Source organism: Neorhizobium sp. USDA 3394 (genome assembly GCF_056280385.1).
In genome coordinates this window covers 406,624-428,149 of the sequence record NZ_JBWCDU010000001.1, presented here as the reverse complement: position 1 = coordinate 428,149, position 21,526 = coordinate 406,624, and the positions used below count along the sequence as shown (strand labels likewise).

Here is a 21,526-nt window from a genome sequence, read left to right as displayed (position 1 = left end):
AGGAAAGGGACAGACCATGATCTCCAATCGCGCCGCCCAATGGATGGCGGCCAGAAATCTGCATTATGGATGGGTGGTCGCCGTCACCACATTCCTGACCATGCTGGCGACCGCCGGCGCCATGGGCTCGGCCGGCGTGATGATCCAGCCGCTGCATCAGGAGTTCGGCTGGGATATCGCCGACATCTCCTCGGCCATGGCCGTCCGCCTCGTGCTTTTCGGCCTGCTCGGACCGTTTGCCGCCGCCTTCATGAACCATTTCGGTGTCCGCCAGGTGGTCGCCTTTGCCCTGGCGCTGATCATGGGCGGCATTGTCCTGTCGTTGTTCATGACGCAGGTCTGGCAGCTCGTGGCGCTCTGGGGCGTGGTGATCGGGGTCGGCACCGGCATGACGGCGCTGGTTCTCGGCGCAACGGTCGCGACCCGCTGGTTTTCCAAGAGCCGCGGCCTCGTCGTCGGGCTGATGACCGCCAGCAACGCCACGGGCCAGCTCGTCTTTCTGCCGCTGCTCGCCGCCATGACGGAAGCCTACGGCTGGCGCACCGCGCTCACCTTTACGGTCGTCGTCATATCCGCCGCGATGCTGCTGGTCCTGCTTCTGATGCGTGACTATCCATCCGATGTCGGCCTCCCTGCCTATGGCGAGACCGCGGTGACACCGGCGCCGAAGCAGGACCACAAGTTCCTGGCGACGCTCTATTCGCCGATCGGCGCGCTCAGCCACGCCTCGAAGAGCGGAACATTCTGGGTCCTGTTCGGCACGTTCTTCGTCTGTGGCCTCTCGACAAACGGGCTGATCCAGACCCATTGGATCTCGATCTGCGGCGACTTCGGCATGGCCGCCGTCACCGCCGCCAGCACGCTTGCGGTGATCGGCATCTTCGACTTCTTCGGCACCATCTTCGCCGGCTGGCTGTCGGACCGCTATGACAATCGCTGGCTGCTGTTCTGGTTCTACGGCCTGCGCGGCCTGTCGCTGGTCTACCTCTCCCTCTCGGGTTTCAGCTTCGTCGAACTGTCGCTCTTCGCGATCTTCTACGGCCTCGACTGGGTGGCGACCGTGCCGCCGACGGTGAAGCTCGCCGCCGCCGAATTCGGCCGCGAACGCGCCGGACTGATCTTCGGCTGGGTGTTTGCCGGCCATCAGATCGGCGCGGCCACCGCTGCCTTCGGTGCCGGGTTCCTGAAGAGCGACTTCAACACCTATATGCCGGCCCTGCAGATCGCCGGCGTGATGTGCATGATCGCCGCGGTTTCCGTCCTGCTGCTGCGCAAGCCGGGTGCTGCCAAGCTGGTACCGCAGCCGGCCTGACCTCCTCTCGGCCTGCCGGTGAGTTTGCCCCTCATCCGGCTGCCGCCACCTTCTCCCCGCACGCGGGGAGAAGGGATATGCCGCACCGTCACCATCCTTTTTTGAAGGCAAAGAGCGATGCCGCGAATCTCCTTCTCCCCGCGTGCGGGGAGAAGGTGCCCGGCAGGGCGGATGAGGGGCAAGCCGCGAACGAACATCAAAAAGGCCCGTCGCGAGACGGGCCTTTCTTCATGCCGGCGGTGGAAGCTGGTATCAGGCGGCCGCGAGGGTCAGTTCCTTCTTTACCATCTGGCGCAGCGAAGCGAGGTCCTTGGCGAAGGCGCGGATGCCTTCCGAGAGCTTTTCGGTCGCCATGGCGTCCTCGTTCAGCATCCAGCGGAAGGACTTTTCGTCGAGCGACTGCAACGGCTCCGCGTTGAAGGTCTCCGGCACGAGCTTGCGCTCCAGCTTGCCGGTATCCTTGTCGAGCTCGTCGAGCAGAGCCGGGCTGATCGTCAGACGGTCGCAGCCGGCCAGCGCTTCGATTTCACCGGCATTGCGGAAGGAGGCGCCCATGACGATCGTCTTGATGCCGTTCGCCTTGTAGTAATTGTAGATGGCGCGCACGGACACGACGCCCGGATCGGTCTCGGCCGTGTAGTCCTGGCCGGTCGACTTCTTGTACCAGTCGAGAATGCGGCCGACGAAGGGCGAGATCAGGAAGACTTTGGCTTCAGCGCAGGCGATTGCCTGGGCCTGGGAAAAGAGAAGCGTCAGGTTGCAATCGATGCCTTCCTTCTGCAGCACTTCCGCGGCGCGGATGCCTTCCCAGGTGGAGGCGAGCTTGATCAGGATGCGGTCACGCTCGATGCCGCGCTCCTTGTAGGCGGCGATGATCTGGTGCGCCTTGGCGATCGACGCTTCGGTATCGAAGGAAAGGTCGGCATCGACTTCGGTCGAGACGCGGCCCGGCACCAGTTCGGAAAGCGAGGCACCGACGGTGATCGCCAGGCGGTCGGCCACGGCGGACACGACGGCATCCGGGTTGCCCGACTGCTTGCGGCCCCAGGCGATCGCTTCCTGGACCTTGTCGGCGAAGACGGGCGTGCCGAGCGCCTTGAGAACGATGGTCGGGTTGGTGGTGCAATCCACGGGCTTCAGGCGGGCGACCGCCTCGATGTCGCCGGTATCGGCAACGACCGTGGTCATGGAACGAAGCTGCTCTAGTTTAGACGTCATCCGAATATTCCTCGATATGGAGAACTAAACGCCTGTTGCGCGATTTGGCTCCTCCGGCGCGTTGATAAGAACTATCCCCCGCCCACGGTTAAAAAGTCAAGACATTTGTCCTTCGGAATTGACATATGTGTCAGCTGGAACAAGTATGATCTCACTTGTCCAAGATCGTCCCGGAGGCCCGTTGGCTAGGCTCAGACGCGAGACCCATACCGCCTATTCCGAGGCAGCCTCCATGAGGCTGAGGGCGGCGTGGCTTTATTATAACCAGGGATTGACGCAGAAAGATGTCGCCGAGCGACTGGGATTGAGCCGCTCGACGGTGATCCGCCTGCTCGACGAGGCGATGAAGCGCTCCGAGGTGCAGATCTGGATCAGCGAGGGCATCGACACCTGCGTCGAGCTGGCGATCCGGCTGGAAAAGGCTTACGGCCTCGACGAGGCCGTGGTCGTGCCGGCTCCTCGCGACAACAGCGCTGCGGCGCTCGCCAGTTCCGTCGGGCTGGCGCTCGGACAATTCCTCTCCGAAGTGGTGCAGGACGACATGACCATCGGCGTCGGCTGGGGCCGCACGATGACCGCCTCGCTCGGCAGCTTTCGGCCGCCGCGGCGGAAGAACTGCAAGGTCGTGTCGCTGCTCGGCGGCATCGTCGCCGTGCACCAGACCAATCCGATCGATTACACCTGGCGTTTCGCGGGCCAGCTCGGTGCCGAGTGTTACATGTTTCTGGCACCACTGCTTGTGGACTCGGTCAAGACCAAGCGGGCGCTGATCGAGCAGTGCGGGCTCAACACGATCTACGACCTTGCCGAAAACCTCGATCTCGCGGTGGTGAGCTGCGGCGACATCGGCCCGCATTCGACCTCGCTGTCGGAAGGCTTCATCTCCAAGGCGGAACTCGACCGGCTGATCGCGGCCGGCTGCGTCTGCGACACGATGTTCAACTTTCTCGACGAGGAAGGCCGCTCCGTGGATCACAAGCTGAACGAGCGGGTGATGTCGGTGGATCTCGATACGCTGAAAAAGGCCCGGCACATCGTGCTGTCGTCGGGCGGTGCGCACCGGGCGGTCGCGATCCGCGCCACGATCCGCAGGATCGGGTGCCATACGCTGATCACCGACGAGACTGCGGCCAAGGAATTGCTGCGGCTGAACGAGCCCTCCGAGATCGCGCAAGGGGCAGCCTGACCCCTGGCCGCGCGTGAACGGACGGCAATCAGGCAGCGGTCAGGAACTCTACGCCGAGGGAATTGATCCGCCGCCAGCGGACTTCGCATTCGAAACGTCGACCATCTGACAAGGCAAGGCCGAAGCTTTCCGGAACGGACAAGGCGTTCTCGATCTTGATCAACGCGCCGCCGTCCGAGATTTCCTTCACGATGCAGTCGAAGGTCGAATGATCGCCATTGAAGATGATTTTGGCGCCCAGGAAGCTTTTCGATCTCTGGTATCTGCGCTCATGCACCTGACCGCGTCCCTTCGATGATCATTTCAGCCATAGCTTATATGCCCCAATGGGCAATCCCGCAATCCTCAGTGGCAGCCTATGGTTTGCAGGCGACCTGGTATGTGCCGGCTCGCGGCGTTCGGCCCCTTACGCGTTTCCCGCTTCCCAGCCCAGGATCGCCCGCTTGCGCGTCAGCCCCCAGTGATAACCCGTCAGCGCGCCGCTCTTGCCGAGCGCCCGATGACACGGCACCACGAACGAGATCGGGTTTGCCCCGACCGCCGCACCCACCGCGCGGCTGGCCGTCGGCTGGCCGATGTCGTTGGCGACGTCCGAATAGGTGACGGCCTTACCGAACGGGATTTTGAGCAGGCTCTGCCAGACGCGCACCTGGAAATCGGTGCCGATAAGCACGACCTTCAGCGGCCGGTCGCACGACCAGTTCGCACGGTCGAAGACGCGGCCGACATAAGGCGCCGTCATCTCCTGGTCGGGAACGTATTCGGCATTCGGCCAGCGGCGCATCATGTCGTCGAGCGCCGCCTGCTCATGGCCGAGATCGGCAAAGGCAAGGCCAGAAAGACCGCGATCCGTTGCCATGACCAGTGCCTCGCCGAAGGGCGACGGGTGGAAGCCGTAGCGGATCGTAAGCCCACCGCCGCGCGCCTTCCATTCGCCGGGCGACATCGCCTCATGGGTGACGAACAGGTCGTGCAATCTTCCCGGACCCGAAAGCCCGAGCTCATAGGAGGCTTCGAGCAGCGGCAGTTCCTCCTTGCCGAGGAGGCGCTTGGCATGGTCGAGGGTGACGGCCTGCAGAAAAGCTTTTGGCGACAGCCCGGCCCAGCGGGTGAACACTTTCTGGAGTTGGGTCGGCGACTGGCCGAGTTCGGAAGCAATCGCCTCAAGCGACGGCTGCTCGCGATAGTCGAGCGTGATCATCTCGATGACGCGGCGGACGGTTTCGTAGTCGGAACCCTCGGGCGTCACGTCGATGGGCGGCGAGTCGATCTGGGCGAGAGCGTTCATCATCTGTCTCCTCTGCAGCGCCGCGCACCGGCCAACCCGGACCTTGGGCGCGCAAAAACCGCTGTGCAACTGGTATGCTGCCTAGATGCGCCTTCGGCTTGACCGAAACCACCCGTTTCTTGCCCTATTGCAGGTTTGCCAACCGTTCAAACCCGCTGCTTGACGGTCGCCAGGGCTCCTCGGAAGGCCTTGGCGAAACTCTCCCGATCGTCCGGATTGAGGAAAGAGCCGATATCAGTGCCGCGCCCCTCGCCCGTTACAGACATCGAGGTGATGCCGAACTCTTCGTGGCGGCGGACGTTGAAGCGCGCCCAGAACGGATTGAAGCGATGCTCCACCACTCGACCCGCCGGCGAGAATTTCCGGATCGAAAGGTTGCTGCGCGAGACAGTCACTTCCTCTCGCGCGCGGCCGGAGCGGTAGCTCATTTTCAGCGCGATATAGAGGCCGAGGAAATCCAACCCGAAGAAGAAGCCGATCGGATAGGCGCCGGTGATCAGGAAAAAGCCGCCATAGAGAAGGCAGATCCCGCCCGTCAGCACCAGCACGACACGAAATCCCGTCTTGCCGAGCGAACGGTAGGGCGTCAGTTCGGCTGCGAAAACGGGCTGATCCTCGGAAACGTCCACGTTGATTTCCCTCCTGCGGGATGCCTATACAGGCATATGGCGACTCCAAAGATCAGATCCAAAACCAGCACCCCGCAAAAGTCAAATCACACGCCCGACGGCAGGGCCGCACCCAAGCCGGCGACCAAGCCGAAGCGCTTCAAATCCGCCTACACCAAGGCGGAAATGGAGGAGATCTTTCGCCGCTTTTCGGTGCAGCGGCCGGAGCCGAAGGGCGAATTGGAGCATGTAAACCCGTTCACGCTGGTCGTGGCGGTGGCACTGTCTGCCCAGGCGACCGATGCCGGCGTCAACAAGGCGACGCGGGCCCTGTTCAAGATCGCCGACACGCCCGAAAAGATGCTTGCGCTCGGCGAAGAGGGCGTCACCCAATATATCAAGACGATCGGGCTCTACCGCAACAAGGCGAAGAACGTGATCGCGCTCTGTCGCATGCTGATCGACGAGTTCGGTTCCCAGGTGCCGAAGACGCGCGAAGAGCTGATCCGCCTGCCGGGCGTCGGCCGCAAGACGGCGAATGTGGTGATGTCGATGGCCTTCGGCGTGCCGACGCTGGCGGTCGACACGCATGTCTTCCGCATTGCCAACCGGCTCTTGATGGCGCCGGGCAAGACGCCCGACGAGGTCGAGGAAAACCTGTTGAAGGTGATCCCCGACCAGTATCTCTTCCACGCCCACCACTGGCTGATCCTGCACGGGCGTTATTGCTGCAAGGCGCGAAAACCGGAATGCGAACGCTGCGTGATTGCCGATCTCTGCCGCTCGCCGGAAAAGACCGTCGACGTACCGGCGGCATTGGTGGAACTGCCGCAGCAGCTCATCGGCGCGGCCGTCGAATAGGGCCGCGACGTACGACGCTTCCGCCCTGCCCGGCTAGAGCTTGAAGCCGGGATCGCGCTTCGAGACTGCCTTGTGGAGATGCACCATCAGGCCGGCGGCGAACAGCGGGGTCAGAAGGTTGACGATCGGGATCGCCAGGAAACAGGCGATCAGCAGGCCGGCCATGAACACGGTGGAGGAATGTTTGGCGCGGAAGGCCCGCGCTTCCGCCTGCGTCCTGAACCGCGTCGCCGCGAACTCGAAGAACTCCCGGCCGAGCAGATAGCCGTTCACCATGAAGAAGGCGATCAGGTTGATGCCGGGGATAAACAGCAGGAAGAGCGCGATGATGTTGCCGAGGATGACGACGCCCAGAAACTGGATGGAACCGATAATCGCCTGGGCGAGCGGCATTGCCTTGCCGGGCGGGTCGTTGGGATAATCGCGCTTTTCGACGACTTCCGCGACATCGTCGAGGAACAGGCCGGCGATGAGGGCGGTAATCGGCGCGATCAGCAACGCGAGCGCCAACGCCAGCCCGATGCCGGCGAAGATCGCCGCAAACAGGGTCAGCCACCCCGCCCAATCCGGCAGGTCGGGAAAGAAGGCCGCGAACCATGGCCAGGCATAGAGGATGAAGATCTCCCGCAAGCCGAACCAGATGCCGATCAGCACGAGGGCGGTGAGGCCCAGTGTCTTCCAGAAAACGGAACGGGTCTCGGGTGCGAAAAGGTTGGCGAGCGAAAGGCGTGCGGCGTCGAGGATCATCGGCGTCTCCAGGTTGGCGGGAGACATGTAGGTTTTGGGAGGCGGAGGAGCAAGGAGGCGGGTGGCAAGGCCGGGCGGTATCCCTGCAATCCTTGTTGCAGGGTTGGCTGCGACGAAATTGCCGTCGCCGCGCGATACACCGAAAGGCGCAGACGCGGGATATGGCACCGCACGTCTACAGCCCGACAAAACGTCGGTTAACTTTCCGCCAAGCAATCGAATACAACTTTAATTGTATATTAATGCAACTTTAAACATGTCGGCCCGCCCATGGGCTCTGCTGTTGGCTTCCGGGTCAACCGCGTGCAGGCTGTAGCGCGCGGCCGACGACCGCTCAAGCTTCGCCTTCGGCTGATATATTTTTTGGATTTGTTCGGAATGATCTCTTTTGTCGTCCGGCTCAGAAGCCGTGCACATTTCATCGTAAAGAGCAATGTCACTACCAAAAATGCGACCTTCCTGGGCACACGCGCAAGTCGCAGAAAGGAAGCCAGACAACGGCTCGGGATCCTGATCGCCGGGTTTCTTGCGGTCTATTTCGTCATCGGCGCGCGCCTTGTCCAATACGGCCTTGCCGAGCCGGCCGTGACGGGAATGATCGGCAGCAGCGCGGTTCCCTCCAGACCGGACATCGTCGACCGCAACGGAGCGCTGCTGGCCACCGACGTCAACATGATCTCGCTCTACGCCGATCCGCGCAGGATCGTCGATGCGGACGAAGTCGTCGAAAAGCTTGCCTTCGTCATCCCCAACCTCGACTGGAGCGAAACTCACAAGAAGCTGAGATCACAGACCGCATTCCAATGGCTGAAGCGACAGCTCACACCCAAACAGCAGTCTGATATCATGGCCCTCGGCATTCCCGGCATCGGCTTCAGGCCGGAAAAACGCCGGTTCTACCCGGGCGGCGCGACCGCCTCCCATATAGTCGGCCATGTGAATGTCGACAATCAGGGCCTTGCGGGAATGGAGCGCTATATGGACCAGCAGGGTCTTGGCGATCTTCGCCTGGCCGGGCTGACCGGTGGAGCCCCGCTCGAGCCCGTGAGACTGTCCATCGATCTCCGCGTCCAGAATATCGTCCGCCAGGTGGTCGCGAACGCGATGACCGCCTATAAGGCCGAGGCAGCGGGTGCCGTGGTTCTCGATGTCGATACCGGCGAGGTCCTGGCGATGGCATCGGTGCCAGATTACGACCCGAACGAACCATCCCGAATGTTGCCGGACGGCAGTATCGACAAGGACTACGAGAAGGGCTGGTTCAACCGGATGAGCAACGCCACATTCGAGATGGGCTCGACATTCAAGAGCTTCACGCTGGCAATGGGTGTGGACGAAGGCAAGATCACCCTGAACTCCGTCATCGATGCGTCCCGGCCCATACGCATGGGCGGTTTCACCATCAAGGACTTCCACGGAAAGAACCGGCCACTGACGATCTCCGAAGTCTTCCAGTATTCGTCGAATATCGGCACCGCGGCGGTCGCCGACAGGGTCGGGATCGAGGGCCATCAGCAGTTCCTGACGAAACTCGGGCTCCTCTCCAGGATGGAAACCGAGATGCCGGGCGTGGCGACGCCAACCCAGCCGAAGACATGGAAGAAGATCAATTCGGCCACCATCTCGTTCGGCCACGGGGTCGCAACCACCCCGCTGCAGACCGCGGTTGCCGCCGCCGCTCTGATCAATGGAGGAACTCTTGTTCCTCCCACCTTTCTGCCCCGCTCCCGGGAAGAGGCCCAGCGGGTCTCCCGCCCGGTGATAAAGCAGGGCACCAGCGCCGACATGCGCTACCTGTTCACCTGGAACGGCGTGAAGGGCTCCGGACGCGCCGCGCAGGTCGAAGGTTTCCAGGTCGGCGGCAAGACGGGCACGGCCGACAAGGTGATCAACGGACGTTATGCCAAGGACATCAATTTCAATGCCTTCGTCGCAGCCTTCCCCATGGACAGGCCGAAATACATCGTACTGTCGATCATCGACGCTCCGCAGACAGGCGAACACGGCGGAAGGACGGCCGCATTCACCGCCGCACCGATGATCAAGGAAATCATCAGTCGATCAGCGCCTTTGCTCGGTGTGCAGCCCCGTTTCGGGTCTCCGGGCGCGCCACATCTGCTGGAGAACTATTAGACCGCAGGATAGCTCGCCGCGCAGCCGCCTACTCCATCCCCCGCAATTCCTCCCGATGCCTGACCATGGCCAGGAACCGTCGGTAATCCCGCCCGTATTGCTCGGCCCGCGCTGGGTCCGGCAGCAACTCGGTCCCTCCGCCGTCCATCGCCTGCCCCGCTTCGAACAGCGAGCCATGCACCCCGCCGGCAACCGCGGCCGCCATCGCCGTGCCGAGCAGCACCGCGTCCCGGTTTTCCGGGATCACCACCTTGCGGCCGGTAACATCGGCATAGAGTTCGATCAGCAGCGGGTTGTTCACGTGGCCGCCGGTGACGTGGAGAGTTTCGAAGCGGTAGCCGTAGTCCGAGAGCGCATCGAGAATGTGCCTTATGCCGAGCGCGATCGAGACGCAGGTCCGCCAGTAGAGCCGGCAGAGTCCGTCAAAGGACGTGTCGAGCGTCAACCCGCTGATGACGCCGGTCGCGTGCGGGTCAGCAAGCGGCGAGCGGTTGCCGTGGAAATCCGGCAGAATGTGGAGATTCGGCGCGATATCGCCCTCGGCTTCAGCGCGCAACTCGCCGACACGGGCAATGATGCGGCCGTGGAGTTCTGTTGTCGGCTCGCCGCCGGCCGCGTGCATCAGCACGATATGGTCGAGCAGCGCCCCCGCCGCCGATTGCCCGCCTTCGACCAGCCAGTGGCCGGGCAGGATCGCCTCGTAATAGGGACCCCAGAGGCTGCGGCCGGGCTTGGAATCCCTGGTGAAGGCGACGATGCAACTCGACGTGCCGCCGATCAGCGCCACGCTGGTTTCGAGTTTGGAGCCTTCGGAGGCGCCGCCGGAAACCCCGCCAAGGACGCCAAAGGCGCCGGCATAGGCATCGATCATGCCGGGCGCCACCTGCACTTTCGTGTCGAGGCCGAGTTCTTCGGCTGCCCGACGACTGAGGCCGCCGACGCTTGTCCCGACGCCGATCGTATCATCCGGCAGGCCGCCCTTTTCGAGAAGGTCCTCGAGGCCGGCGAGCGCCAGGTAATCGGCGCTCCAGCCGGGATTTTCGTGGGCGAGATAGTTCCATTTGGCGGTCAGCGTGCAGCGCGAACGGGCGGGCGAGCCGGTCGCCTTCCAGGTGAGGAAATCGGCGAGATCGAAGAAATAGCCGGCCCTCGCCCAGCTCTGCGGCAGATGCTGTTTCAGCCACATCAGCTTCGGCATTTCCATCTCGGGCGACAGCGAGCCGCCGGAGAATTCGAGCACCTTGTGGCCGGTGGCGGAAAGCTGCTCGGCTTGTCTGATCGCCCGGTGGTCGAGCCAGACGATGGTGTCCTGGTTGGCCTTGCCGGTCGTCGAAACCGTGAGCGGCCTGCCCTCCCGGTCGCGGGCGACGAGCGAACAGGTGGCATCGAAACCGATCGCGGCGATGCGGTCGGCGCCGATGCCGGCCTCGGCCATCGCCTCTTTCACCGCGCGGCAGGTGGCCGCCCAGATATCCTCGGAATCGTGCTCGGCATGGTTTTGTTTCGGGCGGAACATCAGGATCGGATGCTTGGCCTTGGCAAGCAGGCGTCCGTTGCGATCAAAGACGCCGGCGCGGGCGCTGCCCGTGCCGATATCCACCGCAACGAGATGATCACGCATCCGGATTTGTTTCCTGTCCCTTGTGGTCGCTCAGGTATTTCGCGGGCAACAGCTAGACTGCCAACTGCGAAACGGGGCCGTTGCGACCCTCTATATGTTTCCGGACAAGGTGGATCAAATCCGGCATCGCGTCAAACACGACTTCCGGTGAAAGCGCATCGATCCGCTCCCGGTAACCGGGAACGCTGGCATGTGAACCGCCGACGAAGGCAAACACCGCCATGCCGGCGCTGTGGCCCGCCTGGATGCCGGCGGGGCTGTCCTCGATGACGATGCAGCTTCTGGGATCAACGCCCATTTCACTCGCCGCATGCAGGAAGAGATCCGGCGCCGGCTTGCCCTTTTCCACCATCGTGGCGGAAAAGATGTTCGGCTCCAGCTTGTCGATGAGACCGGTCAGCGACAGGGACAGGCGGATGCGCTCCGGCTGGCTGGAGGACGCCACGCAACGGCGGAAACCCAACGTGTCCAGGGTCTCGGCTATGCCCGGCATCGGCTGCAATTCGGCGCGGAAACGAGCGTAGAGATCGTGGCGCATGCCCTCAAGGAACGTGTCGTCAGCCTCGACGCCGAATTCCTCGCGCATTGTTTTCGTCACGGTGCCGAGGCTGCGGCCGAGGAAGCGGCGATAGGCCTCCGCCGCATCCATCTCGACCCCCTTGCGGCGCAGCGCATCGACCAGCACGCGCACGGAGACGGGCTCGCTGTCGACGAGGACCCCGTCGCAATCGAAGATCACCAGTGGTCCCGCCGACTGTTGCACGTCCGTCACCCGCTATTTGACCAGCTTGCCGCCGAGATAAAGCTCAAGCGTCTTTGCCGTCCCCTCAACCCAGAGCGTCTTCAGCGCATGCGTAAAGCGGGTGCGGAACAGCTCGGATTTCGCAACGTCACCAAAAATGTCGCCAAGCGCAAGGAAGGCGTCCGGGTTATCCTTGGCTTTCAGCGCCGCGGCGTTCAGGCGGTCGGCGCTGGCGTCGTTGAAGACGATCTCCTTGCCGCTGTCCGACGTGCCGGCGAAGTAACGGCACCACAGCGCCGAAACCAGCGAGAGGCCGACAATGTCCTGGCCTTTAGCGAGCCGGTCGGCAGTCGAGGGGAGGATGAATTTCGGCTGGCGATTGGAGCCGTCCTGCGCCAGACGCGGAATAGTGTCGCCGATCTTGGGGTTGGAGAAGCGCCGCTCGATCAGCTTGTAGTAATCAATGAGATTGGTGTTCGGCACCGGCGGGATGACCGGGATGATCTCGTCCTTCTCCAGCTTTTCGAGGAAGGCGCGGATCAGCTTGTGCTCCATCGCCTCATGCACGAAATGGATGTCGAGAAGGGCTGCCGGATAGGCGATAGCCGCGTGGCCGCCGTTCAAAATGCGGATCTTCATCAGCTCGTAGGGCGCCACATCCGGCACGAACTGGACGCCAACCTCTTCCAGCCGCGGACGGCCGGAGGGGAACTTGTCCTCCATCACCCACTGCTTGAATTCCTCGCAGAAGACAGGCCAGTTGTCGTCGATGCCGAAATCGTTCTTGAGGATATCGATCTCGCGTTGGCCTGTGGCCGGCGTGATGCGGTCGACCATCGAGTTCGGAAAGGCGACGTTCTTGTGGATCCAGTGGGCGAAATCCGGGTCGGAAAGCTTGGCAAGCCCGATGACGGCGTTCTCCGTTACCTCGCCGTTTCCGGGAATGTTGTCGCAGGACATGATGGTGAACGGGGCGATTCCCCGCGCCTTGCGCTCCTTGAGGCCGGCGAGGATCAGGCCGAACACGGTCTTCGGGTTCGCGGGGTTCTTCCCATCCTCGGCGATCGCCGGATGGGCCGGGTTGAACGCGCCAGACGCATCGATGAAATAGCCGCCTTCGGTGATCGTCATCGAAACGATGCGGATGTTCGGGTCGGCCAGCGTCTCGATCAGGGTCGCAACGTCGCCGGGGGCGATGATGTCGATCATCGGCGCGGTGATGCGGGCGGCGGTCCGGTTGTTGTCCTGCTCCACGACGGTGGTGAGGAAGTCCTGCGCCTTCAGCTTGTCGCGCATCGCCGCGTCGGACGGCATCACGCCGGCGCCGATGATCGCCCAGTCATGCGCCTTGCCGGTGTTGAACAGGTCGTCGAGATAGATCGCCTGGTGGGCGCGATGGAAATTGCCGACACCGAAATGCAGGATGCCGGCGGTCAGGCTTTTGGGATCATAGGCCGGCACGGCGGCGGTGGCCGCAGCGTCATTCAAGCTCGCCAGCGAAAGCTTCACAGTCATTGTCTTTACTCCGATATGGCCGCGTCAGGCCTTCAGGGCGATGCCCTTGTCGTCGAATCGATGCAGCTTGGCCTCGTCCGGCGTGAGGTAGACCCGGTCGCCGTACTGGGCGCCGAACTCGCCGCCGACCCGCGCCGTGATCGGGCCGATGCCGTCGACATCGAGATGCAGGAACGTGTCGGCGCCGAGATGTTCGGCGACCTTCACCGTGCCGGTCCACAGCCCGCTGTCCTTGGAAAGGTTCAGGTGTTCCGGCCGGATGCCGGCAGTCTTGGCGCTCTTCGACTGGGCGTAGGCACCGTTGACGAAATTCATGTGCGGCGAACCGATGAAACCGGCGACGAACAGGTTGCGCGGGCTCTTGTAGAGTTCCAGCGGCGAACCGACCTGCTCGATATTGCCGCGATTGAGCACGACGATCTTGTCGGCCATGGTCATCGCCTCGACCTGGTCGTGGGTGACGTAGACCATCGTCGTCTTGAGCTGGTGGTGCAGGTCGCTGATCTCCAGCCGCATCGTGCCGCGCAATGCGGCGTCGAGGTTGGAAAGCGGCTCGTCGAACAGGAAGGCCGAGGGCTCGCGCACGATCGCGCGGCCGATCGCGACGCGCTGGCGCTGACCGCCGGAAAGCTGCGAGGGGCGGCGCTCCAGATAGTCGGTAAGGTTCAGCACGCGCGCCGCATCCGTGACCTTCTTGTCAATGATAGCCTTGTCGAGCTTCGCCATCTTCAGGGGAAAGGCGATGTTGTTGCGCACGCTCATATGCGGATAGAGCGCGTAGGACTGGAACACCATGGCAAGGCCGCGCTCGGCGGGTGCCGCGTCGGTGACATCCTTGCCGTCGATCAGGATATGGCCGCTGGACACGTCTTCCAGCCCGGCGATCAGGCGCAGAAGCGTGGACTTGCCGCAGCCGGAAGGGCCGACGAAAACGACGAATTCGCCGTTGTTGATTTCGAGGTCGATGTACGGAATGACCTTCGCCTCGCCGAACACTTTCGACACTTTTTGGAGCGTGATGCTGCCCATGTCCGTTTTCCTTACTTAACCGCGCCAAACGTGAGGCCGCGAACGAGTTGTTTCTGTGAGAACCAGCCGAGGATTAGGATCGGTGCGATCGCCATGGTCGAGGCGGCCGAGAGCTTTGCCCAGAACAGCCCCTGGGGACTGGAGAAGGAGGCGATGAAGGCCGTCAGCGGCGCCGCATTGGTGGTCGACAGCCGGATCGTCCAGAACGACTCGTTCCAGGCAAGGATGATGTTGAGAAGCAGCGTCGAGGCGATGCCCGGCACCGCCATCGGCGTCAGCACGTAGACGATCTCCTGCCAGAGCCCGGCCCCGTCCATCCGCGCCGCTTCCAGGATCTCGCCCGGAATTTCGCGGAAATAGGTATAGAGCATCCACACCACGATCGGCAGGTTGATCAGCGTCAGCATGACGGTCAGGCCGATGCGGCTGTCGAGCAGGCCGAAATCGCGGAACAGCAGATAGATCGGCACCAGGACCGCGACCGCCGGCATCATCTTGGTGGAGAGCATCCACATCAGGATGTCCTTGGTCCGCTTGGTCGGCGAGAAAGCCATCGCCCAGGCGGACGGGATCGCGATGATCAGCGCCAGAATGGTGGAGCCGACCGACAGGATCACCGAATTCATGAACGGCTTCAGGTAATCGCGCTGGGTCTGGACCGTGATGTAGTTCTCGAACGTGCCGGACGGCCACAGGCTGAAGCCTGCGATTGCTTCCGGCTCGGTCTTGATGCTGGTGATGATCGTGTAGAGGATCGGGAAGAAGATGATCAGCGCGACGATCCAGGCGGCGACCGTGGCGGTGATCTTGTGTCTTGTCGTAACGTTGCGTGCCATGATCTTCTCCTACCGGTCCAGGTTCTTGCCGACGGCGCGCATCAGGAAGAAGGCGACGATATTGGCGAGCACGACTGCGATAATGCCGCCTGCCGAGGCGCCGCCGACATCGTAGCCAAGAAGCGCCGTGCGGTAGATCAGGAAGGCGAGGTTGGTGGAGGCGTAACCGGGGCCGCCATTGGTGGTAACCAGGATTTCCGCATAGACGCCCAGCAGGAAGATCGTCTGGATGAGGATGACGACCGTGATCGACCGAGCGAGATGGGGCACCACCAGGTAGATGAAGCGGTTGAGGAAGTTGGCGCCGTCCATCTCCGCCGCTTCCTTCTGTTCACCGTCGAGCGACTGCAGGGCGGTGAGCAGGATGAGCGTCGCAAACGGCAGCCACTGCCAGGCAACGATGATGACGATCGAGAAAAGCGGATATTGCGCGAACCAGTCGATCGGCCGGAGCCCGAAGAATTTCGAGATGTCGGCAAAAACCCCGTAGCTCGGGTTCATGATCATGTTCTTCCACACCAGTGCCGCAACCGGCGGCATGACGAAGAAAGGCGAGATGATCAGGATGCGGACGATGCCCTGCCCGAAGATGGGCTGGTCGAGAAGCAGCGCGATCGCGATGCCACCGATGACGGTGATCAACAACACCCCGCCGACGATGACCAGCGTGTTCCAGATCGACTGGAAGAAGGCCGGGTCGGTATAGAAGAACTGGTAGTTGAAGAGACCCGTGAAACTGACATTGGACGGATCGAGCAGATTGTAGTTCTGGAACGAGAACCACAGCGTCATCGCCAGCGGCACGATCATCCAGACCAGAAGAAGCAGAACGGAGGGCGCCATCATCAGGCGCGCCAACGTCTTGGTGTTTTGCGTTGCCATATCAGACGCCCTCCCGTGGAACGTGGTCGTTCCAGTTATCCCGCGCCTTTTTCTTTGGGGAAGGAGACGGACGCAGGATGCAGCTTTTTGTTGTTATGTGGTTGTTGTCGAATTGCTTTGCCCGAACATCGTCTGCCTCAAATCGTCAAGGCGGGATGGTCTCTGCCAAGATCCGGCTGTCCGGCGCAGGGTTGCCGGACAGCCGTGGCTCTGGAGCTTACTTCGGATAGCCGGCGCGCTTCATTTCGCGCGTCGTAGCCGTCTGGGCCTGGGCAAGCGCATCGGCGACCGTGGACTGGCCGGCGACGACCGCCGAGAACAACTGGCCGACATTGGTGCCGATCGCCTGGAATTCAGGGATCGCCACGAACTGGCCACCGGTATAGGGCACCGGCTTGACGGTCGGCTTGGTGATATCGGCAGCGCCCATCGCGGCAAGGGTCGGTGCTGCGAAGGCGGCGGCCTTCTGATAGTCCGCATTATTGTAGAGCGAGGTGCGGGTGCCCGGAGGAACGTTGGCCCAGCCTTCCTTGGCGGCTACGAGCTGGGTATATTCCTTGCTGGTTGCCCAGGAGATGAACTTCTGCGCCGAGTCCGCCTTCTTCGAAGAGTTCGGAACGGCGAGGTTCCAGGACCACAGCCAGTTGCCATGGTTCTTCAGCTCGCCTTTCACCGGGAAGAGCGCGTAACCCACCTTGTCGGCAACCTTGGAGTCTTTCGGATTGGAGACGAAGGAGGCCGCCACGGTGGCGTCCATCCACATGCCGCATTTGCCCTGCTGGAACAGCGTCAAATTTTCGTTGAAGCCGTTCGAGGAGGCGCCGGCCGGGCCAGCATCCTTCATCAGGTCGACGTAGAACTGCAGGGCAGCCTTCCATTCCGGCTGGTCGAACTGCGGGTTCCACTTCTCATCGAACCAGCGGCCGCCAAACGAGTTGGTAAGCGCCGTGATGAAGGCCATGTTTTCGCCCCAGCCGGCCTTGCCGCGCAGGCAGATGCCGTTCACGTCTGCCTTGCGGTCGGTGATCTTGCGAGCCGCATCGCCGATGAATTCCCAGGTCGGGTTTTCCGGCATCTTCAGGCCGGCTTTCTCGAACAGGTCCTTGCGATACATGATCATCGCCGACTCGCCGTAGAACGGCGCGGCATAGAGCTTGCCGTTGACCGTCAGACCGCCCTTGATCGCCGGCAGGATGTCGTTGGCGTCGTATTTGTCGCCGAGCTTGTTCAGCTCGAGCAGCCAGCCCTGCTTGGCCCAGATCGGCACTTCGTAATTGCCGATCGTCAGGATGTCGTACTGACCGCCCTTGGTGGCGATGTCGGTGGTGACGCGCTCGCGAAGAACGTTTTCTTCGAGCGTGACCCAGTTGATCTGGATGTCCGGATTGGCCTTGGTGAACTCACCCGTGAGGCCCTGCATGCGGACCATGTCGCCGTTGTTGACCGTCGCGATGGTGAGGGTTTCAGCCGAGGCTGCGGTGGAGAAAAGGCCGGCAAGCGCCAGCGCCGAGCAGGCGCCCAGCAAAATCGTCTTCAATGTCATATCTTCCTCCCAGAAGATGAGTAACGAGCATTCGCTTTGCTCATGGGCAATTACCCACATTATGGCAGAGAAAGTCAATTGCCATTCGTCGCTGCAATGCAGCAGACAAAGGTCATGTCGTTGATTTAGCTGATTATAATTTTTGCTCAGCGCGCGAGCAATTGCTCTGCAGTCGCCTCGTCGGTGATCACACCGTTGATGATATTGCCTCTGAGCGCCGCGGAAATCGCCTGGAATTTCTTGCGCCCCTGAGCGATCCCGATGACGGAGGAGGTCTCCCGCGAAGGGATCGGCACGCTGGCGACCCGGTCATTGATGGAATTGGCGAGAAGCCGGCCCTCGCTGTCATAGACCCAGCCGCAGATCTCGCCGGCCGCGCCTTCCCGGACGAGCTTTTGCATTTCCTCCTCGCCGAGAAAGCCGTCGACGCAGAGCGGCCCGTCGGGCCCAAGTTCGCCGATACCGACGAAGGTGACATCGGCCTGCGCCCCGAGCTTGAGCGTCGAGCGCACCAGCGCCTGGTCGTGCAGGGTCTCGCGCTCCTCGGCCGAGGAACAGAGAACCGGCAGCGGCATCGGAAAATGCCGCGCCTTGATCGCGTCGGCCATCGAGAAGATGACGTTGTAGAAGGCGGCCGATCCGTCCGGCCCGATATTGCCGGTGAGCGATACGATCCGATGCTGCGGACATTCCATCGGCGGCAGCTGATCGACGGCGGCCTTCAGCGTGCGGCCGGTGCCGACCGCGATGACGATAGGGTCCGGCCGTTTCAGCCAGCGCTCGATCTCGGCGGCTCCGGCTTCGGCGATGCCGACGGTGCTCGAAACCCCTGCCGGGTCGCTCGGCACCACTTCCACATGCTTGAGATCGTATTTCTTGCGCAGGCCCTCGGCGAGTTCCAGGCAGGCGGCGATCGGATGGTCGAGGCGCACCTTGATCAGCCGTTCGGCAACCGCGAGCGACACCAGCCGCTGCGCCGACTGCCGGGAGATGCTCATGGCTGCGGCGATCTCGTCCTGGGTGCGCCCGGCGACATAGTAGAGCCAACCGGCCCGCGCCGCATCGTCCAGCCGCCCCTGCGTATCAGACCGTTTTGCCATGGCAGAAATTCTCCTCCACCTGTTGCTGCCATGGTTTCGGATGGTCTGTCAAACGGCGAAACGGCGTGGGAAGAGTGATGCAACCTTTATGATGCAGCCTTGCTGGAACCTCGTGACGACCACTCCCTCACGTCAGGCGTAGCGCATCGTTTATCACCCGTCCCATGAGATCGTATCGAGCGCGGTGAGTCTCTTTCGATGCCTCCAGCCATCCGGCCGCATCGATCTTCGTCAAGTCGAACGAATGGCCTGCCCGCTCCGAGAGCTGTTTCAAATATTGCAGCTGGGTGCGGCCGTTCCCATCGCGAAAAGGATGGACATAGTTCACGTCGCCGATAATCCGGGCAGCCTCTGTCGCAAATACCGATCGCTCCAGATCTCGCAGAAAATCGGATTTCACGATGCGGCGGTGAACATCGGCCATGCCGGTTTCGATATATTGCCGGAACTGGAATTGGCTCTCGCCTTTGGAAATCTCGACAGTGCGGATCTGTCCCGCCCATTCATAGAGATCCTGGAAGAGATGGTGGTGGATTGCCTTCAGATGCTTGAGATCGAAATCGCCTTGCGGGATGCCCTGGCGGGCCCGAACGGTCGAGAAACGACGCTCGGCGAAATCCAAGTCGGCGGCGTCTCTGATATCCAGCTTGTTTCGTAGGATTTTCGTGCCGGGATATACGTACGGATCGGCGCTCATCGAGGCATTGGCTATCGTCTGGCGACAGCGGAAACAATCGACTCTTTCTTTTGCTGCATTCGCTTTTTCAGGTCTTTGCGAACATAAGCCAACTGCTCTTCGGTCGAAAATCCTTCTCGGTCGAACATTTCGAACATAGCGATATCGTCCGCATCGAGGGGATTGCCCTCGATCATCTGGAGATGCGCGGCTTCAAGAGTGCGCTGCCGGATCGTGTCCTTATCGCTCATGCGAGAAAGTATCCTCATATCAAGACAGCCAATCGCCCGGATTTCTGGCACCACAAAGATACCAGAAATCCGGGCGATCGGCAAATTCAGCAATCACTGGCAGCGTGGAAAAACCTACGCCACCTGCACCACGTGCCCCGCACTCACCTCGCGGTATTCGCGCTTCGGCGGCACGTAGTTGACCGGGCGGATCGGGCTCTTGATCTCGTCGGTCGACATGTTGCGCTTGATGCGGCGGCGGGATGGATCGGGCACCGGCACCGCCGACATCAGCTTGCGCGTATAGGGATGCTGCGGGTTTTCGAACACCGCCGCGCGCGGGCCGATCTCGACGATTTCGCCCAGATACATGACCGCCACCCGATGGCTGACTCGCTCGACGACGGCCATGTCATGGCTGATGAACAGGAACGCGAGATTGAGGCTCTGCTGCAGGTCGAGAAGCAGGTTGCAGACCTGCGCCTTGATCGACACGTCGAGTGCCGAGACCGCTTCGTCGGCAACGATGATCTTCGGGTCGAGCATCAGGGCGCGGGCAATCGCGATGCGCTGGCGCTGGCCGCCGGAAAACTCGTGCGGGAAACGCTTCATCATGTCCGGGGAAAGGCCGACCTTCTCCAACAGGCCGGCGGCCTTGTCGCGGGCCTGCTGTTTGGTGCCGAGGCCGTGCTCGATATAAGGCTCCATGACCGCCGAGCCGATGCTCATGCGCGGGTTGAGCGAAGCAAACGGATCCTGGAAGACCATCTGGATCGACCGGCGCATCTGGCGCAGCGTCGGCTGGTCGAGTTTCATCACCTCATAGCCGTCGAGGGTGACCTCACCGCTGGTCGGCGTGATCAGGCGGGTGACGGAGCGGCCGGTGGTCGACTTGCCGCAGCCCGATTCTCCGACCAGCGACAGCGTCTCGCCCGGGAACAGGTTGAAAGAGACCTTTTCGACCGCGTGCACGGCGCCGGACTTGCGGCCGAACAGGCCGGAATGGATATCGAACCGGGTCGTCAGGTCCCTGACGTCCAGGATCGGCGTCTTGCCCTTGCCGACCGTATCGGTGACGTCGGCAAGCGGCTGCTGTTCGCCGGTCTTGATATCGACGATCGGGAAGCGCAGCGGAAGCTTGCGCTCGCCCATCGAACCGAGCCGCGGCACGGCGGAGAGAAGCGCGCGGGTATAGGGATGCTGGCCGCGGTGGAAAATGTCGCTGGTCTCGCCCGTCTCGACCGCATCGCCGCGATACATGACGATCGTGCGGTCGGCAACCTCGGCCACCACGCCCATGTCGTGGGTGATGAACAGGACCGACATGCCCTCCTCTTCCTGCAGCACTTTGATGAGATCGAGGATCTGGCCCTGGATCGTCACGTCGAGCGCCGTGGTCGGCTCGTCGGCGATCAGCAGCTTCGGCCTGGCGGCGAGCGCCATGGCGATCATCACGCGCTGGCGCATGCCGCCGGAAAACTGGTGCGGATATTCGTCGAAACGCGAGGAGGCGTTCGGGATGCGCACCTTTTCGAGCAGGCGAATGACTTCGGCCTTCGCATCGGCATTGCTGATGTCGGTATGGACAGTGAGCGCCTCTGCGATCTGTTTGCCGATCGGGAAGATCGGGTTGAGCGAGGTCATCGGCTCCTGGAAGATCATCGAGATGTCTTTGCCGCGCACGCGGCGCATCTGCTCTTCCTCAAGCGACAGCAGTTCGCGGCCGTTGAGGAAGACCTGGCCTTCGATCCTGCTCGAATTCTTCGGCAGCAGCCGCATGATCGACAGCGAGGTGACGCTCTTGCCCGAGCCCGATTCGCCAACGATCGCCACCGTCTCGCGCGGTGCCACGTCAAACGAGATGTTGCGCACCACGGTGCGCCATTCGTCGTTCACCCGGAACGAGGTGGACAGATTGCGGACCGACAGGATCGGGGTCACCGAACCACCGCCCTGTTCCATGGAAGTGCCGGAAAGCAGCATGGAGATCTCCTTTGGA

20 protein-coding genes are annotated in these 21,526 nt (G+C 62.2%); 4 read left to right on the top strand and 16 right to left on the bottom strand.

Features of this window, described 5'->3' with window-relative positions:
• The first annotated feature begins 16 nt into the window (after positions 1–16).
• Positions 17–1,312 carry an MFS transporter gene (locus tag ACZ9EJ_RS01790; protein WP_046639496.1) on the top strand — a complete coding sequence of 432 codons (1,296 nt, stop codon included), beginning with the start codon at positions 17–19 and terminating at the stop codon, positions 1,310–1,312.
• A 252-nt stretch (positions 1,313–1,564) separates the two neighbouring features.
• Here ACZ9EJ_RS01790 and tal read toward each other — a convergent pair whose 3' ends face one another.
• Positions 1,565–2,530 (bottom strand): transaldolase, encoded by a 966-nt coding sequence (gene tal / locus ACZ9EJ_RS01785; RefSeq protein ID WP_046639495.1) that lies wholly within the window; start codon positions 2,528–2,530, stop codon positions 1,565–1,567.
• A 232-nt stretch (positions 2,531–2,762) separates the two neighbouring features.
• Here tal and ACZ9EJ_RS01780 point away from each other — a divergent pair, with 232 nt between their 5' ends.
• Positions 2,763–3,716: a sugar-binding transcriptional regulator gene (locus ACZ9EJ_RS01780; protein WP_370649705.1), complete on the top strand. Its 954-nt coding sequence runs from the start codon at positions 2,763–2,765 to the stop codon at positions 3,714–3,716.
• Between the two features lie 28 nt (positions 3,717–3,744).
• Here the strand turns inward: ACZ9EJ_RS01780 and ACZ9EJ_RS01775 are convergent, their stop codons facing one another.
• From ACZ9EJ_RS01775 to ACZ9EJ_RS01765, 3 genes are all read right to left on the bottom strand, one after another.
• On the bottom strand, positions 3,745–3,993 hold the full coding sequence (locus tag ACZ9EJ_RS01775; protein WP_046629013.1) for a PilZ domain-containing protein: 249 nt from the start codon (positions 3,991–3,993) through the stop codon (positions 3,745–3,747).
• A 129-nt stretch (positions 3,994–4,122) separates the two neighbouring features.
• Entirely contained in the window at positions 4,123–5,004 is an 882-nt protein-coding gene (locus tag ACZ9EJ_RS01770) for a methylated-DNA--[protein]-cysteine S-methyltransferase (RefSeq protein ID WP_046639591.1), read from the bottom strand.
• 146 nt (positions 5,005–5,150) lie between these two features.
• Positions 5,151–5,633: a DUF2244 domain-containing protein gene (locus ACZ9EJ_RS01765; RefSeq protein ID WP_046639493.1), complete on the bottom strand. Its 483-nt coding sequence runs from the start codon at positions 5,631–5,633 to the stop codon at positions 5,151–5,153.
• A gap of 36 nt (positions 5,634–5,669) precedes the next feature.
• Here ACZ9EJ_RS01765 and nth point away from each other — a divergent pair, with 36 nt between their 5' ends.
• A complete protein-coding gene (gene nth / locus ACZ9EJ_RS01760; protein WP_046639492.1) occupies positions 5,670–6,473 on the top strand; it encodes an endonuclease III in 804 nt (267 codons plus the stop codon).
• Between the two features lie 33 nt (positions 6,474–6,506).
• Here the strand turns inward: nth and ACZ9EJ_RS01755 are convergent, their stop codons facing one another.
• Positions 6,507–7,220 (bottom strand): sulfate transporter family protein, encoded by a 714-nt coding sequence (locus ACZ9EJ_RS01755; RefSeq protein ID WP_046639590.1) that lies wholly within the window; start codon positions 7,218–7,220, stop codon positions 6,507–6,509.
• 378 nt (positions 7,221–7,598) lie between these two features.
• On the opposite strand from ACZ9EJ_RS01755, the gene ACZ9EJ_RS01750 reads away from it, so the two are divergent.
• Positions 7,599–9,353, top strand: a complete 1,755-nt coding sequence (locus ACZ9EJ_RS01750; RefSeq protein ID WP_046639589.1) for a peptidoglycan D,D-transpeptidase FtsI family protein — start codon at positions 7,599–7,601, stop codon at positions 9,351–9,353.
• A gap of 28 nt (positions 9,354–9,381) precedes the next feature.
• Here the strand turns inward: ACZ9EJ_RS01750 and ACZ9EJ_RS01745 are convergent, their stop codons facing one another.
• From ACZ9EJ_RS01745 to ACZ9EJ_RS01695, 11 genes are all read right to left on the bottom strand, one after another.
• Positions 9,382–10,974 carry an FGGY-family carbohydrate kinase gene (locus ACZ9EJ_RS01745; RefSeq protein ID WP_046639491.1) on the bottom strand — a complete coding sequence of 531 codons (1,593 nt, stop codon included), beginning with the start codon at positions 10,972–10,974 and terminating at the stop codon, positions 9,382–9,384.
• Positions 10,975–11,026: 52 nt separating this feature from the next.
• Positions 11,027–11,737 carry an HAD family hydrolase gene (locus ACZ9EJ_RS01740; protein WP_046639588.1) on the bottom strand — a complete coding sequence of 237 codons (711 nt, stop codon included), beginning with the start codon at positions 11,735–11,737 and terminating at the stop codon, positions 11,027–11,029.
• Between the two features lie 12 nt (positions 11,738–11,749).
• Positions 11,750–13,231, bottom strand: a complete 1,482-nt coding sequence (locus ACZ9EJ_RS01735) for a mannitol dehydrogenase family protein (protein ID WP_046639490.1) — start codon at positions 13,229–13,231, stop codon at positions 11,750–11,752.
• 24 nt (positions 13,232–13,255) lie between these two features.
• Positions 13,256–14,260: an ABC transporter ATP-binding protein gene (locus tag ACZ9EJ_RS01730; protein ID WP_046639489.1), complete on the bottom strand. Its 1,005-nt coding sequence runs from the start codon at positions 14,258–14,260 to the stop codon at positions 13,256–13,258.
• A gap of 11 nt (positions 14,261–14,271) precedes the next feature.
• Positions 14,272–15,096 (bottom strand): carbohydrate ABC transporter permease, encoded by an 825-nt coding sequence (locus ACZ9EJ_RS01725; RefSeq protein ID WP_046629001.1) that lies wholly within the window; start codon positions 15,094–15,096, stop codon positions 14,272–14,274.
• A gap of 9 nt (positions 15,097–15,105) precedes the next feature.
• A complete protein-coding gene (locus tag ACZ9EJ_RS01720; RefSeq protein WP_037077461.1) occupies positions 15,106–15,978 on the bottom strand; it encodes a carbohydrate ABC transporter permease in 873 nt (290 codons plus the stop codon).
• Between the two features lie 217 nt (positions 15,979–16,195).
• Entirely contained in the window at positions 16,196–17,521 is a 1,326-nt protein-coding gene (locus ACZ9EJ_RS01715; RefSeq protein WP_046628998.1) for an ABC transporter substrate-binding protein, read from the bottom strand.
• Positions 17,522–17,667: 146 nt separating this feature from the next.
• Positions 17,668–18,621, bottom strand: coding sequence for a sugar-binding transcriptional regulator (locus ACZ9EJ_RS01710; RefSeq protein ID WP_046639488.1), 954 nt, complete (start codon positions 18,619–18,621; stop codon positions 17,668–17,670).
• A 127-nt stretch (positions 18,622–18,748) separates the two neighbouring features.
• The gene (locus ACZ9EJ_RS01705; RefSeq protein WP_046639487.1) at positions 18,749–19,318 is read right to left on the bottom strand and encodes a Fic/DOC family protein; all 570 of its coding nucleotides are present in this window, start codon (positions 19,316–19,318) and stop codon (positions 18,749–18,751) included.
• A gap of 11 nt (positions 19,319–19,329) precedes the next feature.
• Positions 19,330–19,548, bottom strand: a complete 219-nt coding sequence (locus ACZ9EJ_RS01700; protein ID WP_046639486.1) for a hypothetical protein — start codon at positions 19,546–19,548, stop codon at positions 19,330–19,332.
• Between the two features lie 114 nt (positions 19,549–19,662).
• Positions 19,663–21,510 carry an ABC transporter ATP-binding protein gene (locus tag ACZ9EJ_RS01695; RefSeq protein ID WP_046639485.1) on the bottom strand — a complete coding sequence of 616 codons (1,848 nt, stop codon included), beginning with the start codon at positions 21,508–21,510 and terminating at the stop codon, positions 19,663–19,665.
• Positions 21,511–21,526: the final 16 nt, after the last annotated feature.

Coding starts and splice junctions, on each gene's coding strand:
- ACZ9EJ_RS01790 (WP_046639496.1), top strand. CDS start 17: ATGATCTCCAATCGCGCCGCCCAATGGATGGCGGCCAGAAATCTGCAT.
- tal (WP_046639495.1), bottom strand. CDS start 2,530: ATGACGTCTAAACTAGAGCAGCTTCGTTCCATGACCACGGTCGTTGCC.
- ACZ9EJ_RS01780 (WP_370649705.1), top strand. CDS start 2,763: ATGAGGCTGAGGGCGGCGTGGCTTTATTATAACCAGGGATTGACGCAG.
- ACZ9EJ_RS01770 (WP_046639591.1), bottom strand. CDS start 5,004: ATGAACGCTCTCGCCCAGATCGACTCGCCGCCCATCGACGTGACGCCC.
- nth (WP_046639492.1), top strand. CDS start 5,670: ATGGCGACTCCAAAGATCAGATCCAAAACCAGCACCCCGCAAAAGTCA.
- ACZ9EJ_RS01755 (WP_046639590.1), bottom strand. CDS start 7,220: ATGATCCTCGACGCCGCACGCCTTTCGCTCGCCAACCTTTTCGCACCC.
- ACZ9EJ_RS01750 (WP_046639589.1), top strand. CDS start 7,599: ATGATCTCTTTTGTCGTCCGGCTCAGAAGCCGTGCACATTTCATCGTA.
- ACZ9EJ_RS01745 (WP_046639491.1), bottom strand. CDS start 10,974: ATGCGTGATCATCTCGTTGCGGTGGATATCGGCACGGGCAGCGCCCGC.
- ACZ9EJ_RS01735 (WP_046639490.1), bottom strand. CDS start 13,231: ATGACTGTGAAGCTTTCGCTGGCGAGCTTGAATGACGCTGCGGCCACC.
- ACZ9EJ_RS01730 (WP_046639489.1), bottom strand. CDS start 14,260: ATGGGCAGCATCACGCTCCAAAAAGTGTCGAAAGTGTTCGGCGAGGCG.
- ACZ9EJ_RS01725 (WP_046629001.1), bottom strand. CDS start 15,096: ATGGCACGCAACGTTACGACAAGACACAAGATCACCGCCACGGTCGCC.
- ACZ9EJ_RS01720 (WP_037077461.1), bottom strand. CDS start 15,978: ATGGCAACGCAAAACACCAAGACGTTGGCGCGCCTGATGATGGCGCCC.
- ACZ9EJ_RS01715 (WP_046628998.1), bottom strand. CDS start 17,521: ATGACATTGAAGACGATTTTGCTGGGCGCCTGCTCGGCGCTGGCGCTT.
- ACZ9EJ_RS01710 (WP_046639488.1), bottom strand. CDS start 18,621: ATGGCAAAACGGTCTGATACGCAGGGGCGGCTGGACGATGCGGCGCGG.
- ACZ9EJ_RS01705 (WP_046639487.1), bottom strand. CDS start 19,318: ATGAGCGCCGATCCGTACGTATATCCCGGCACGAAAATCCTACGAAAC.
- ACZ9EJ_RS01700 (WP_046639486.1), bottom strand. CDS start 19,548: ATGAGCGATAAGGACACGATCCGGCAGCGCACTCTTGAAGCCGCGCAT.
- ACZ9EJ_RS01695 (WP_046639485.1), bottom strand. CDS start 21,510: ATGCTGCTTTCCGGCACTTCCATGGAACAGGGCGGTGGTTCGGTGACC.